The organism is Pantoea sp. ICBG 1758, assembly GCF_002928325.1.
Classification (GTDB): domain Bacteria; phylum Pseudomonadota; class Gammaproteobacteria; order Enterobacterales; family Enterobacteriaceae; genus Pantoea; species Pantoea eucrina.
The window spans coordinates 49,399-63,336 of sequence record NZ_POWL01000002.1 but is presented as its reverse complement, the minus strand read 5'-3'; the positions used below and the strand labels follow the sequence as shown (position 1 = coordinate 63,336).

Annotated in this window: 12 protein-coding genes; 2 read left to right on the top strand and 10 right to left on the bottom strand. The window is 57.4% G+C overall.

The genetic code is table 11. From position 1 onward, the window contains the following. Window positions 1–9 precede the first annotated feature (9 nt). Both C1Y41_RS09945 and bsmA read left to right on the top strand, forming a co-directional pair. Complete coding sequence (locus C1Y41_RS09945; RefSeq protein WP_071669177.1) at window positions 10–1,941, top strand: methyl-accepting chemotaxis protein; 1,932 nt, start codon at window positions 10–12, stop codon at window positions 1,939–1,941. A gap of 57 nt (window positions 1,942–1,998) precedes the next feature. Next, window positions 1,999–2,322, top strand: a complete 324-nt coding sequence (gene bsmA / locus C1Y41_RS09940) for a biofilm peroxide resistance protein BsmA (protein ID WP_104085382.1) — start codon at window positions 1,999–2,001, stop codon at window positions 2,320–2,322. Here the strand turns inward: bsmA and C1Y41_RS09935 are convergent. The 10 genes from C1Y41_RS09935 to hfq form a co-directional block, all read right to left on the bottom strand. Further along, the gene (locus C1Y41_RS09935) at window positions 2,299–3,927 is read right to left on the bottom strand and encodes an isovaleryl-CoA dehydrogenase (RefSeq protein WP_039380614.1); all 1,629 of its coding nucleotides are present in this window, start codon (window positions 3,925–3,927) and stop codon (window positions 2,299–2,301) included. The genes bsmA and C1Y41_RS09935 overlap by 24 nt on opposite strands. 135 nt (window positions 3,928–4,062) lie before the next feature. Further along, window positions 4,063–4,797: a 23S rRNA (guanosine(2251)-2'-O)-methyltransferase RlmB gene (gene rlmB, locus C1Y41_RS09930; protein WP_039380618.1), complete on the bottom strand. Its 735-nt coding sequence runs from the start codon at window positions 4,795–4,797 to the stop codon at window positions 4,063–4,065. 125 nt (window positions 4,798–4,922) lie between these two features. Beyond that, the gene (rnr, locus tag C1Y41_RS09925) at window positions 4,923–7,358 is read right to left on the bottom strand and encodes a ribonuclease R (protein ID WP_039380621.1); all 2,436 of its coding nucleotides are present in this window, start codon (window positions 7,356–7,358) and stop codon (window positions 4,923–4,925) included. 15 nt (window positions 7,359–7,373) lie between these two features. Then, complete coding sequence (gene nsrR / locus C1Y41_RS09920) at window positions 7,374–7,817, bottom strand: nitric oxide-sensing transcriptional repressor NsrR (protein ID WP_039380624.1); 444 nt, start codon at window positions 7,815–7,817, stop codon at window positions 7,374–7,376. 194 nt (window positions 7,818–8,011) lie between these two features. Continuing rightward, window positions 8,012–9,310 carry an adenylosuccinate synthase gene (locus C1Y41_RS09915; RefSeq protein ID WP_071669175.1) on the bottom strand — a complete coding sequence of 433 codons (1,299 nt, stop codon included), beginning with the start codon at window positions 9,308–9,310 and terminating at the stop codon, window positions 8,012–8,014. Window positions 9,311–9,475: 165 nt separating this feature from the next. Beyond that, window positions 9,476–9,676, bottom strand: a complete 201-nt coding sequence (locus tag C1Y41_RS09910; protein WP_039380628.1) for a DUF2065 family protein — start codon at window positions 9,674–9,676, stop codon at window positions 9,476–9,478. 54 nt (window positions 9,677–9,730) lie between these two features. Next, a complete protein-coding gene (gene hflC, locus C1Y41_RS09905; protein ID WP_039380630.1) occupies window positions 9,731–10,735 on the bottom strand; it encodes a protease modulator HflC in 1,005 nt (334 codons plus the stop codon). 3 nt (window positions 10,736–10,738) lie between these two features. After that, window positions 10,739–11,974: an FtsH protease activity modulator HflK gene (gene hflK, locus C1Y41_RS09900; RefSeq protein ID WP_071669173.1), complete on the bottom strand. Its 1,236-nt coding sequence runs from the start codon at window positions 11,972–11,974 to the stop codon at window positions 10,739–10,741. 218 nt (window positions 11,975–12,192) lie between these two features. Then, window positions 12,193–13,473, bottom strand: a complete 1,281-nt coding sequence (hflX, locus tag C1Y41_RS09895) for a ribosome rescue GTPase HflX (protein WP_104085381.1) — start codon at window positions 13,471–13,473, stop codon at window positions 12,193–12,195. 80 nt (window positions 13,474–13,553) lie between these two features. Next, a complete protein-coding gene (hfq, locus tag C1Y41_RS09890) occupies window positions 13,554–13,868 on the bottom strand; it encodes an RNA chaperone Hfq (RefSeq protein WP_039380637.1) in 315 nt (104 codons plus the stop codon). Window positions 13,869–13,938 lie beyond the last annotated feature (70 nt).

The window sequence follows — 13,938 nt, the reverse complement described above, 5'->3', positions numbered from 1 at the left end:
AGGTATTTTATGAAGCGTCTTTCTCTCAGCGCCCTGAGCCTTGGCGTCAGGCTGTCTGTATTGACGTCTTTCAGCGTCGCCGTCGTACTGTTTGTCCTGACATTTACCCTGAGCCATAACGCCGCCCGTCAGCTGGAGCAGCTGGCAACCGACGATATGACCAATCAGGTACAGGGCATCAGTGAAATGGCCACGCTGTTTAACGCTACGCTCTCCGAAGAGGTGGCAAACTACACCAGATTATTCCAGAGCTTTTTACCTAAACGTTTCAGCCGTGACGAGAGCACCCGCGTTCAGACAGGTGAACTGAGCACGCCGGTGCTGCGTGCCGGTCTGAAAACGCTTAATCTCGATCAGCTTGCCGTGGATGACTTTTTTGAGCGTACCGGCGCGGTGACGACCATCTTTGTCCGCGACGGTGATGACTACGTGCGTATCGCGACGTCACTGAAAAAAGAGGATGGCAGCCGCGCCATTGGCACCCGCCTGGATCGCAGCAGCGCCGCCTGGCGCAGCGTACAGCAAGGCACCACATGGCGCGGGCTGGCTACGCTGTTCGGGCATCGCTATATCACCCAGTATGAGCCGGTACGTGATGAAAGCGGCAGCGTCATTGCGATTTTATTTGTCGGCGTAAAAATCGATACACAGTATGCGCTGATACGCGACAAAGTGCTGGCGCGCCATCTTGGTGACAGCGGCAGTTTCTTTGTGCTGAATGGTACGCCGGGCAGTAAACAGGGCACCTACCTGTTTGACCGCCACGCTGAGGGGCAGCAGCCGCGCTGGAGTCAGGCGGTACAGCAGCGGCTGCTTACACAGCCCGCCGGGCTGCTCAGCTTTGAGGACGCCGGTGAAACCCGGCTGCTGGCGTGGCAGCAGCTGCCGGGCTGGGACTGGGTTATTGCCGGTGAGGTCAGCCGTGCCGCGTTGCTGGCGCCGGTTACGCAGAGTCGCAACCTGTTTATGGCTATCGGCCTGGCGCTGGTGCTGCTGTTTGCTGCCGGCTTTGTTTTTTACTGTCGTCATGCCCTTACACGCCCGTTGCAGCAGGTGATCCATCTGGCCGAAGAGTATGCGGCGGGTAACCTGCAGGCGCATCTTAACTCAGCGCGACGCGATGAGGTGGGCCAGTTGGTGGCTGCCATCAACGGCATTGGCGACGGGCTGGAAAAAGTGGTGCGCCAGGTGCGGGGCGCCGCTCAGGAGATCAGTGACGGCACCGATACGATTGCGGCTGGCAGCGCGACCATCAGCGAGCAGATTAGCCGTCAGGCGAGCAGCGTGGAAGAGACTTCCGCCAGCATGGAGCAGTTTGGCGCCACGGTGGCGCAGACCGCGGCTAACGTACGTCAGGCGATGGCACTGATGAGCGAAGCTGCCGGTACCGTCAGTCAGGGTGGGGCCACTGTCGCCCGCTCAGCGGAAACCATGGCGGAGATCAGGGTTGCGTCGCAGAGTATTGCCGATATTACCCATGTGATTGAGTCAATAGCATTCCAGACCAATATCCTGGCCCTGAACGCGGCCGTAGAAGCCGCGCGCGCCGGCGAACACGGGCGCGGCTTTGCCGTGGTCGCCGCCGAAGTGCGGGCGCTGGCGCAACGCAGCGCCAGCGCAGCAAAAGAGATCGATACGCTGATCGCCCGATCCATTGAGCGGGTTGCGGCGGGCCATGCGCTCTCTGAGCAGACGCGCGATAATATGAGCCACATTGTGACGCATTTTGAGCAGGTCAAAACGCTGATGGATGAGATCAATATCGCGGCACAGGAGCAGGCGGCGGGTATCGGTCAGGTTAACCTGGCGATGAACCATATTGGTCAGGCGACACATCAGAGCAGCGATATGGTTATGCAGTCTGAGAGCACCGCCCGGCATCTGAGCGAGAAAGGGCATCATCTTACGGCGCTGGTCAGCCTGTTCAGGCTCAACAGCTGATGATTGCGGGAAGATGGCTTACACTTTAGCTATCTTCCCTGCACTTCCGGAGTCGTTATGTCCCGTCTGTTACTGCTGCTGAGTCTGGTGCTGTGTGGATGTTCAACGCTGCAGTCGACCCCGCAGGCGCCGCCGCCGCCCGCCTCACAGCCCCAGGAGATTTCGCGTGCGCAGAGCGCCGGACTGCCGAAGCTGGGCAATATCAGCGCGTCGACGCGCGGTTCACCGGATGATGTCCAGCGCGCGATTGCCGCACGCGCCAGCCAGGCTGGGGCTGTCTATTATCAGATTATAGTGCTGGATGATACCTCCTTTCCCGGCCTGTGGTACGCCACCGCGATCCTCTACGGCGCGCCTTCAGGCAGCGCCGGCGCGCAGTAGCAGACGCGCGGCCAGCGTCTCATCCGGGCCACGTGCGCCGCGCCCGTCGAGCGCAAGCGCACACCACGCATCGGCCAGCGGCGGTTCTGCGACTTTCAGCAGTATCGCCGCACTCGCCAGCCAGAACAGCTCCTGCGCCAGGTCACGCGCCTGCGCTTCATGCGGATGACGCAGCTGCAGACGCAGCTGACGCCAGCTGCGATCAACATGACGATTAGCGCCCCTCACCGCCTCAAACTCCTGCTGCAGCAGCGCATGGCATGCAGGATAGCGCTGCAGTACGCGCAGAATATCCAGACACATGACATTGCCCGATCCCTCCCAGATGCTGTTAACCGGCATCTCGCGATACAGCCGCGGCAGTTCGCTCTGTTCGCAGTAGCCGATACCGCCCAGCACCTCCATGCTCTCCGCGACAAACGGCATACCGGCCCGGCAGATGGCAAACTTCGCTACCGGTGTAAAGAGCCGGGCATAGAGCCGCTCCGTCTCGCTGGCTGGCGCTGACCACGCCCGGGCGAGCCGCAGCAACAGCGCAGTCTGCGCTTCAAGCTGCAGCGCCTGTCGTGCCAGCTGGAGGCGCATCAGCGGCTGCTCGCTGAGCGGTTTGCCCATGACCTGTCGCTGCTGCGCATGATGCAGCGCCACCGACAGCGCACGGCGCATCAGGCCGTGGCTGCCGAGCGCGCAGTCGAAGCGCGTCATGCCGCCCATGCGTAACAGCAGCCGCACGCCTTCACCCTCTTCGCCCATCAGCCAGCCAGTGGCATCCTGAAACTCCACTTCAGCGCTGGCATTGGAGCGGTTGCCCAGCTTCTCCTTGAGCTGCTCGATGCGCAGCGCATTGCGCGTGCCGTCAGGCAGCAGTCGCGGCAGAAAAAAACAGCTCAGGCCGCGTGAGGTATGGGCCAGGATCAGATGCGCATCGCTTTGCGGCACAGAGAAAAACCATTTATGACCGGTAATGCGCCACGGCTCGCCCGGCGCACGCACACCGAGTGGTTCAGCGCGCGTGGTGTTAGTCAGCACGTCAGTACCGCCCTGCTTTTCAGTCATCCCCATGCCAATCAGCAGCCCGCGCTTCTGACCGCCTGGCAGGTGATGGGCATCGTAGCGGTCGCTCAGCAGGCCTGCGCGCCAGTCAGCATAGGCTGCGGGCAGATGCGCCTGCAGCAGAGGAAGCGCGGCGTGCGTCATGGTGACCGGACAGAGGGAACCCGCTTCCGCCTGGGCATGCAGAATAAAGCGCGCCGCACGCGCTACCATGGCATGAGCCGGGGCATCAGGCTGCCAGCTGAGATTATGTAAGCGGCTGGCACAGACGCCCTGCATCAGCAGATGCCAGGCGGGATGAAACCGCACCTCGTCGATGCGCTCGCCGCGCGCGTCATAGCGCTGCAGTACCGGCGGTTCACTATTGGCCAGCCGTCCCAGCTCCAGCGATTCCGCGCTGCCAAGCTGCAGACCAACCGACGCCAGCCACGCCTGGTCCCAGGCCGCGCCTTCGCGCACCACGGCATCGCACAGAGCGCTGTCGCGGGTAAACAGATTACTGTTGCAGAGAGGATGAGGCTGATTGAATACGTGGTGAGTGGTATGAAACATAGCGCCTCCTGATGATAACGCATCATAGCGACGAGGCTGCCAGGCAGAGTAACCGTCTGGCAGCCTGCTCTGTCTGAATTATTCAGGAGAGCCGTACAGGAGGGGAAAGCGCTTGTTAATATTTTGCGGTGCCGATCACGCCTGGCGCTGGCGCACGGCCTCAAACAGGCAGACGCCGGTCGCCACCGAGACGTTCAGCGAAGAGACGCTGCCTGCCATCGGAATGCTGATCAGCTCATCGCAGTGTTCGCGCGTCAGGCGGCGCATACCTTCGCCCTCCGCCCCCATCACCAGCGCCAGCGGACCGGTCATTTTGCTCTGATAAACCGTATGATCCGCCTCACCGGCAGTGCCAACGATCCAGATGTTGTATTCCTGCAGCAGTCGCATAGTGCGCGCCAGGTTAGTGACGCGAATGAGCGGAACGTTTTCCGCAGCGCCGCTGGCGACTTTTTTTGCCGTGGCGTTAAGCGGTGCAGCACGATCTTTCGGCACGATGACCGCATGAACACCCGCCGCGTCAGCACTGCGCAGGCAGGCACCCAGGTTGTGTGGATCGGTTACGCCGTCGAGGATCAGCAGAAACGGTTTCTCCAGCGACTGCAGCAGATCGGGCAGATCGCCCTCCTGGTAATTTTTACCCGGTTTGATACGCGCCACGATGCCCTGATGCACGCCGCCCTCTACCTGTGCATCGAGCCACTGGCGGTTAGCCAGCTGGATCACAATACCCTGAGCTTCCAGTGCGGCAATCAGCGGCTGCAGGCGGCGATCGTCGCGCCCTTTGAGAATGAAAACTTCCTGAAAACGCTGGGGGTCGCGCTCCAGCAGCGCCTGCACGGCATGAATGCCAAAAACTATTTCGCTCATTATTTTGCTCAAGATTGGGTTAGAACAGCGATCGCTGAGATCCGGGTTCAGGATGCGCGCGGCGGCGCATCCGGTACAGCGCGTAAAGCATACCCGGATTGCCTGTCAGGACAATCCGGTGACCATCAGGTCGCGCTGCTTTTTTTTGATGCCCGCTTAGCCTTAGTGGCGGCGGCGATTTTACGGGTTTTCTCAGAGACTTTATTGCCTTTTTTCTCACTTTTCTGCGCAGCAGCCGGTTTCTTTTCACCACGGAAAGCCGCATCCGGTTCAAAGTTGCCTTTTTTACCCGCGTCGCGACGGCGCTTTGTGGCAGGCTTGCCGCTGCGCTTCTCGCGTTCCCGCGCGGTTTTGCCTTCGCCACGCGGCACGCGCTTGCTGGAGATCAGTGCAAAATCGATTTTACGCTCATCCATGTGCACCGCATCCACGCGCACTTCCACCGCATCGCCAAGACGATAGGTACGGCCGCCCGACTCGCCGATCAGACGCTGTCCGACGGCATCAAAGCGATAGTAGTCGTTATCCAGCGTGGAGACATGCACCAGGCCATCGATGAACAGATCGCTCAGCCGCACAAAGAAGCCAAAGCCGGTCACGCTGGAGATCACGCCGTTAAACACATTGCCCACCTGATCCTGCATGAAGTCGCACTTCAGCCAGTCAGCAACGTCGCGCGTCGCTTCATCAGCGCGGCGCTCGGTCATCGAACAGTGCTGACCCAGCTGCAGCATCTGCTGCATATCATAGTGGTAGCCGCCGTTCGGCGTAGTGATACCGTTTTCCATGCCCTGCTCTTTTGCCAGCAGATATTTAATCGCCCGGTGCAGCAGCAGATCCGGATAGCGGCGGATCGGCGAAGTAAAGTGGGCGTAAGAAGCCAGCGCCAGACCAAAGTGTCCGCGGTTTTCCGGATCGTAGACCGCCTGTTTCATGGAGCGCAGCAGCATGGTCTGCAGCATCTCAGCATCCGGACGCTCGGCGATCTGATCCAGCAGTTCGGCGTAGTCCACAGGCTGCGGTTTTGCGCCGCCCGGCAGGCTCAGACCCAGCTCGCTCAGTACGGTGCGGAAACTGGTGATGCTGTCTTCACTCGGACGATCGTGATCGCGGAACAGCGCCGGCTCCTGGTGTTTCTCCACAAAGCGGGCAGACGCAATGTTAGCGAGGATCATGCACTCTTCGATAAGTTTATGCGCGTCGTTACGTACCGTGCGCTCAACGCGCTCAATACGGCGCTCAGCGTTGAAGATAAACTTCGCTTCTTCCGTTTCAAATGAGATGCCACCGCGCTGCTCGCGTGCGGTTTCCAGCACCTCGTACATAGCGTGCAGCTCTTCGAGATGTTTTACCTGTGCCGCATACTGCTCACGCAGCTCGGGATTACCCTGCAGGATATTCCAGACTTTGTTATAGGTCAGTCGCGCGTGTGAGTTCATCACCGCTTCATAATGCTTATAGCCGGTCAGTTTACCGCTGGCAGAGATAGTCATCTCACAGACCATGCAAAGGCGGTCAACCTGCGGATTCAGCGAGCAGAGGCCGTTGGAGAGGATCTCAGGCAGCATCGGCACGACCTGCGACGGGAAGTAGACTGATGTTCCGCGCTGATGCGCTTCGTCATCCAGCGCCGTACCCGGCCGCACGTAGTAACTTACGTCAGCGATCGCTACCCACAGGCGCCAGCCACCACCGCGCTTTTTCTCGCAGTAGACGGCATCATCGAAGTCGCGGGCATCTTCGCCATCAATGGTAACCAGCGGCAGCTGACGCAGATCGATACGTCCCTGCTTCGCCGCTTCCGGCACCTCTTCTTTCAGCTTCGCAATCTCTCTTTCGACCTCTTCCGGCCAGGTGTGCGGAATTTCATGCGTACGCAGCGCCATATCAACTGCCAGACCGGTGCCCATATTGTCGCCGAGGATTTCGGTGACTTTACCGATAGCTTTGGTGCGGCGCGTGGCGCGCTGCACAATCTCGACCACGACAACAGAGCCCATCCGGGCATCAAGCGTTGCGTCCTGCGGAATAAGAATATCAAAGCTCAGACGGCTATCGTCCGGCACCACGAAGCCCGTGCCGGCATCGGTAAAGTAGCGGCCGACAATCTGGCTGTTGCGCGGTTCAAGCACCCGCACCACGCGCGCTTCACGGCGACCTTTACGATCGGCACCGCCTGGCTGCGCCAGGATCACGTCGCCATGCAGGCAGAATTTCATCTGTTCGGCGGAAAGATAGAAGTCATCTTTTTGCCCTTCAGCGCGTAAAAAGCCGTAGCCGTCACGATGGCCAATCACTTTGCCGCGCAGCAGGTCGAGGCGTTCCGGCAGCGCATAGCACTGACGACGGGTAAAGACCAGCTGACCGTCACGCTCCATTGCGCGCAGACGACGGCGCAGCGCCTCCAGCTGATCTTCACTGGTGATGTTTAACGCCCCCGCAATCTCTTCGCGGCTGGCTGGTTTTTCCCGCTGCTCCAGCAGCCCGAGAATAAATTCGCGGCTGGGGATCGGGTTATCATATTTTTCAGCTTCTCTGTCCTGAAAAGGATCTTTTGACATTAGGTTCCTCCGATGTCATTTGGAGTGGATTGCCACCGGCGGTTCGGACAATAGGATGTGGTAGAGCGAATCGTTGTTTCTTACCAGATCGGCCAGCGTATAGTTATCCAGCTCCTGCAAAAATAACTGCACGGCGTCATTAAGCGCCTTACGTAAGCGGCAGGCTGGGGTGATGGCGCAGGTGTCACAGTTAACTAACTGCAGCGGCTCCATCTTTCTGACAACGTCGCCAATAATAATTTTTTCCGGGTCCATACCTAAACGAATTCCGCCGTTTTTGCCGCGTGTAGCAGCTACAAAGCCGGCCCGGCTCAGTTGATTGATGATTTTTACCATATGGTTACGCGATACGCCGTAAGTATCGGTGACTTCAGTAATGTTAGTCTGCCTGCCCTCGGGCAGCGTAGCCATGTAAATCAGTGCGCGCAGACCATAATCGGTAAAACTTGTTAGCTGCACATATACCTCAGTAAACCATCAGATTTTTTAGTTTTAGCGCCAGCTGCGCGCTTCGATTAACAATGATGATAAACCAGTGCGGAAAAACCCGGAGCGCTTTTTTCATGCCCGTGTGGTCCTGAGCCGAAAAAAACAGAGTGAGCGGAAGCAGACAGCGGATAAACAGAGGCCGGAACATGTCCGGCCTGAGAAGATTATGCGTCGAAAGGATCGCGCAGAATCATGGTCTCACTACGGTCCGGGCCCGTTGAGATAATATCAACCGGCACACCGGTTACTTCTTCGACACGCTTGATGTAATCACGTGCGGCCTGGGGCAGACCCTCCACGGTTTTGACACCAAAGGTGGTCTCACTCCAGCCAGGCAGAGTTTCGTAAATCGGTTCGATACCTTCCCAGCCTTCAGCTGCCAGCGGCGTAGTGGTCATCTCGCGGCCATCCGGCATACGGTAGCCGACACAGATTTTAACCTCTTTCAGGCCATCCAGCACGTCCAGTTTGGTCATGCAGAAGCCGGAAAGCGAGTTAATCTGTACGGCACGGCGTACAGCAACCGCATCAAGCCAGCCGGTACGGCGACGGCGGCCGGTAGTGGCACCAAACTCATTGCCCTGCTTGCACAGAAACTCACCGGTCTCATCAAACAGTTCGGTCGGGAACGGACCCGCTCCGACGCGGGTGGAGTAGGCTTTCACGATACCCAGCACGTAGTCGACATAGCGCGGACCGATACCGGAGCCGGTTGCCACGCCGCCTGCGGTGGTGTTAGAGGAAGTCACATAGGGGTAAGTACCGTGGTCGATATCCAGCAGGGTACCCTGCGCACCTTCAAACATGATCAGATCGCCACGCTTGCGCGCGCCATCCAGCAGATCGGATACGTCCACTACCATGCTGGTCAGGATGTCCGCTACGGCCATCACGTCGCTCAGCACTTTTTCGTAGTCAACGGCATCGGTTTTGTAGTAGTTCACCAGCTGGAAGTTGTAGAAATCAACAATCTCTTTCAGCTTGGCTGCAAAGGTCTCTTTGTTGAACAGATCGCTGACCCGCAGGCCGCGACGCGCCACTTTATCTTCATAGGCAGGCCCGATACCGCGGCCCGTGGTACCGATCGCTTTGGCACCGCGCGCTTTTTCGCGTGCCAGATCCATTGCAACGTGATATTGCAGGATCAGCGGGCAGGCTTCAGAAATCAGCAGACGTTCACGTACCGGCACACCGCGCGCTTCCAGACCATTCATCTCTTTCATCAGCGCTTCAGGTGACAATACCACCCCGTTACCAATGATGCTGGTAACATTTTCACGCAGGATGCCAGAAGGAATTAAGTGGAGGACGGTTTTTTCACCGTTGATGACAAGTGTATGGCCTGCATTGTGGCCACCCTGGTAACGCACCACATAATTAGCGCGTTCAGTCAGAAGGTCTACGATTTTACCTTTACCTTCGTCACCCCATTGGGTGCCCAGTACGACGACGTTCTTACCCATTTCTAAAATCACCGATTGCTTAAAAATGGATTCTACCATCGGTTTTTCACAGTTTCAGCACTTTTAGCACACGTTTGCGCTGTTTTTTGCCTGCCTTTTGTTCAGCTCACAACATGTTGGGGAGGCTCGGCCCGACAGGCACAACTTAACCGGTAAGCGGCGCGATTATCCCTGCATATGCTGGCTGAACAGGCAGTAAATCACCACGCCCGCCACCACCAGTCCACCGCCAAAACGATGCAACAGGCGGTCAGGCAGCTGCGTCAGAGAAAGGATCATGCGCCGCCAGAGTCGCGGCATTAACATCGGCCCTGCGCCTTCCAGTATCAGCACCAGCGCAAGCGCCATCCAGATGGTTGAATTCATATGTTATCCAAAAAAAAGGGCCGACATCAGTGTCGGCCCTGGCTTTATAAGCGCTTATCGTGAAACGTTGGTCGGTGCTTTCATATAGCGGAAGAAATCGCTATCCGGGCTCAGCACCATGACGTCCTGATTATCCGCAAAGCTGTTTTCATACGCCCGCAGGCTGCGAATGAACGCATAGAAATCAGGATCCTGGCTGAAGGCATCGGCGAACAGCTTGGCGGCTTCACCATCCCCTTCACCGCGCGAGATCAGCGCCTGACGCTGCGCTTCAGCCAGCGTACGGGTTACCTGGTAATCAGCCTGCGCACGCAGTTTTTCTGCCTCTTCCTGCCCCTGTGAACGCTGGCTACGGGCAACCGCTTCACGCTCGGCGCGCATACGGTTGTAGATAGCGTCAGAGACTTCAGTTGGCAGGTTGATCTGCTTAATACGCACATCAACAACCTGAATACCCAGCGCCGCCATACTGTTTGGATTTGGCGCAGGCTCGCTGCTATTGGTTTCGCGCTCAACGCGTGCGGCAGCGCTGGCGATGGCATCATCTGCTGCCGGCGTCTGAACTTCATCATCGTTACCCGCGCTGCCCGTGTTCAGCGCATCGCGTACGTCAGTGGTCAGACGGCCACGCGAATCGGTCACGATATCTTTCACATCGAGACGGCCCATTTCTGAACGCAGGCGGTCGCTGAACTTACGTTTCAGCAGCACCTCAGCCTGAGAGATATCGCCACCGCCCGTTGCCAGGTAGTAGCGGCTGAAGTCGCTGATACGCCACTTGATATAAGAGTCGACGATCAGATCTTTCTTCTCTTTGGTGACAAAGCGATCGGCCTGGTTATCCATGGTCTGGATGCGCGCATCCAGCGATTTCACGGTTTCAATAAATGGGATTTTAAAGTGCAGACCCGGCGAATAAACCTGTGGCTTATTCTCGTCGTCACGCAGGACTTTACCAAAACGCAGCACGATACCGCGCTGGCCCTCCTGCACAACAAACAGTGACGCGTAGAGCACCACCAGCACTACGATAATTACGGCGATGATTGGCTTACGCATCGGTTACTCCCTCCCTTCGCGCTGGGTATCGTTGCGCAGCGCGTTTGCGCGACGCTGGTCCATGACGCTGTCCGGACTATAAGATGAGTTACTGTTGCGATCGGCACTGCTGCCTGGCGACGAAGGCAATTTCATCAGGTTAGTGTTGTTCTGACCGCTCTGGCTGCCTGACTGGCCGTTGCGCAGCAGCTGGTCGAGCGGCAGTACCATCAGATTGTTGCTGCGATCGTTAACCAGCACTTTGCGCGTATGACTCAGCACGCGCTCCATGGTTTCGATATAGAGACGCTCTTTGGTAATTTGCGGAGCCGCCTTGTACTCCGGCAGCAGACGCGCAAAACGGGCAACCTCACCCTGCGCTTCCAGTACGGTACGCTCTTTGTACGCTCGCGCTTCTTCCAGAATACGCTGCGCCTGACCGTTGGCACGCGGCTGCACTTCGTTGGCATAGGCTTCTGCTTCACGCACATACTGCTCACGGTTTTCGCGTGCGGCGATCGCATCATCAAACGCGGCTTTTACCTCTTCCGGTGGACGCGCCGCCTGGAAGTTTACGTCAAGCAGGGTGATCCCCATATTGTAGGGGCGAATCGTTTCGTCAATCTCACGCTGCGTATCGCTACGCACCACGGTACGCCCTTCGGTCAGAATGCGGTCCATGGTGGAACGACCAATCACGCCACGCAGCGCGCTGTCGGTGGCCTGACGCAGGCTGTCATCCGCGCTGGTTACTGCATAGAGATAGCGCTCCGGATCGGTCACGCGATACTGGACGTTCATCTCAACGCGTACCACGTTTTCGTCGGATGTCAGCATCACGCCTGATGCAGCCAGCTCGCGCACGGCTTCAACGTTGACAGCGCGTACGTTATCAATAAATGTCGGCTTCCAGTTGAGGCCAGGCTCAACCAGATGACTGAATTTGCCAAAACGGGTTACAACACCGCGTTCCGCTTCTTTGATGGTGTAGAAGCCGCTTGCCGCCCAGATAATCACTACGGCTGCGCCTGCAATGCCAACCAGTTTGCCACCGCTACCGCCGCTGCGCTGACCGTTATCGTTCTGTTTGCCACCGCCCAGTCCGCCGAGTTTTTTACTCAGCTTACGGAAGATATCATCCAGATCGGGAGGCCCCTGCTCGCGCCCTCCTTTATTCCCCCCAGAGTTGCCGCCTTGATTATTGCTGCTTCCCCACGGGTCGCGGTCCTGTCCGTTATTTCCGGGCTGATTCCACGCCATGTTTCTACTCCATTTATTGTATTTACGTGTTTTACCTTTCACGTCGCCTGCCGCCGCGTGGTGAACTGCCTGCCCGCCGCCGGATCCGCTACAGAGGTAAGCATCCGGTCATGCGCGCAGTTGACGTTGCGCCCGCGAAACCCTGTTCCGGCGCAGACAGCCTGCAGTCATACTTACAGCACCATTCTCATGTGTCAGATAAAGGCGTTTGGGCAATATCAAACAATATAACTGGTTAGCAACGGCTCCTGTTTGCATAAGCGATGCCAGTCGATAATCGGCATACGCACCTGCAAACCCGTACTGCCATCTTCTTCATTCCACTCTTTTTCTATCGCCTGCAGCTGGTAAAAGCGGCTACGCAGACGTCCTGCTTCAGGTGGCAAACGCAGTTCATACTGCGCAATCTCACCTGCCAGCCGTTCTGAGAGCGCCTGCCACAATAGCTCCAGACCGACGCCGTTTTGCGCTGAGAGCCATACGCGCGTCGGGCGCTGCTCTTCATCGCGATCGATACGCGGTTCAAACCCATCCAGCATATCGATTTTGTTCATAACCAGCAGCGAGGGGATCTCATCCGCCTCAATTTCAGCCAGCACTTCATTCACGGCGTCAATGTTGTCGGTAACGCGTAAATCAGCGGCATCGATGACGTGCAGCAGCAGAGTTGCCTGGCGGGTCTCCTGCAGCGTTGCTTTAAACGCCGCGACCAGATCGTGCGGAAGATGGCGGATAAAACCGACGGTATCGGCCAGCACCACCTCGCCTACGTCGGCGACATTAAGACGGCGCAGGGTTGGATCGAGCGTGGCAAACAGCTGATCCGCCGCATACACATTGGCAGACGTTACCGCGTTAAACAGGGTGGATTTTCCGGCGTTGGTGTAACCCACCAGCGAAACAGTAGGCACATCAGCTTTGGCACGCGCCTGACGTCCCTGTTCACGCTGCTTTTCAACACGCTCAAGCCGCGACAGGATCTGGCTGATGCGACCGCGCAGCAAGCGCCGGTCAGTTTCCAGCTGAGTTTCACCGGGTCCACGTAGTCCGATGCCGCCTTTCTGACGTTCAAGGTGTGTCCAGCCGCGCACCAGGCGGGTGGCCAGATGGCGTAGCTGCGCCAGCTCGACCTGTAATTTCCCTTCATGGGTACGGGCGCGCTGCGCAAAGATGTCGAGAATTAAGCCGGTGCGATCGATAACACGACATTCGCACAGACGCTCGAGATTACGTTCCTGAGCAGGAGATAAGGCATGATCGAATAATACGACCGATGCTCCACTCGCTTTTACCGCATCGGCAATTTCAACTGCCTTTCCTTCACCGACAAAATATTTGGGATGTGGCGCTTTACGACTGCCGGTAATGACCTGCAGTGCATCGACGCCCGCAGAAGAGACAAGAGTTTCAAACTCCTGCAAATCTTCCAGCTCTTTGTCTTGGGAGAACCAGATGTGTACCAGTACGGCCTGCTCACCGGCATCATAACGGTCAAACAAGCTATAACCTCGCTAAAATAAAATAACCAGGACGGGAAAACCTGATTGCTCCCCGGCCCTGGCTTTACGGCTACGCAAACTTACTCTGCGCTATCACCGTCTTGTTGTGGCTGCGATTGAGCGCTCTGATTGCTTCCGCCGTGGTGGTAGTTACTGCTACCGCCGCCGCCCGCATTATTACTGTGATGCGAAACCGGACGCGAAGGAACCACGGTAGAGATGGCGTGCTTATACACCATCTGGCTCACTGTGTTTTTCAGTAAAATAACGAACTGATCGAAAGACTCAATTTGTCCCTGCAGCTTAATGCCGTTCACCAGATAAATCGAAACCGGAACACGTTCACGACGCAGTGCGTTCAGAAACGGGTCTTGTAATGATTGCCCCTTAGCCATTCTATCTTTTCCTTATATGCTTGTTGTTTGTTACTTAAGAACCGTGGTTCAGAAAAACTGCGTAAAAATT

Excerpts from the sequence above, each read along its gene's own strand:
- hflK (WP_071669173.1), bottom strand. The coding sequence starts at position 11,974 with ATGGCGTGGAATCAGCCCGGAAATAACGGACAGGACCGCGACCCGTGG.
- C1Y41_RS09910 (WP_039380628.1), bottom strand. The coding sequence starts at position 9,676 with ATGAATTCAACCATCTGGATGGCGCTTGCGCTGGTGCTGATACTGGAA.
- bsmA (WP_104085382.1), top strand. The coding sequence starts at position 1,999 with ATGTCCCGTCTGTTACTGCTGCTGAGTCTGGTGCTGTGTGGATGTTCA.
- hflC (WP_039380630.1), bottom strand. The coding sequence starts at position 10,735 with ATGCGTAAGCCAATCATCGCCGTAATTATCGTAGTGCTGGTGGTGCTC.
- C1Y41_RS09945 (WP_071669177.1), top strand. The coding sequence starts at position 10 with ATGAAGCGTCTTTCTCTCAGCGCCCTGAGCCTTGGCGTCAGGCTGTCT.
- rnr (WP_039380621.1), bottom strand. The coding sequence starts at position 7,358 with ATGTCAAAAGATCCTTTTCAGGACAGAGAAGCTGAAAAATATGATAAC.
- rlmB (WP_039380618.1), bottom strand. The coding sequence starts at position 4,797 with ATGAGCGAAATAGTTTTTGGCATTCATGCCGTGCAGGCGCTGCTGGAG.
- hfq (WP_039380637.1), bottom strand. The coding sequence starts at position 13,868 with ATGGCTAAGGGGCAATCATTACAAGACCCGTTTCTGAACGCACTGCGT.
- C1Y41_RS09935 (WP_039380614.1), bottom strand. The coding sequence starts at position 3,927 with ATGTTTCATACCACTCACCACGTATTCAATCAGCCTCATCCTCTCTGC.
- C1Y41_RS09915 (WP_071669175.1), bottom strand. The coding sequence starts at position 9,310 with ATGGGTAAGAACGTCGTCGTACTGGGCACCCAATGGGGTGACGAAGGT.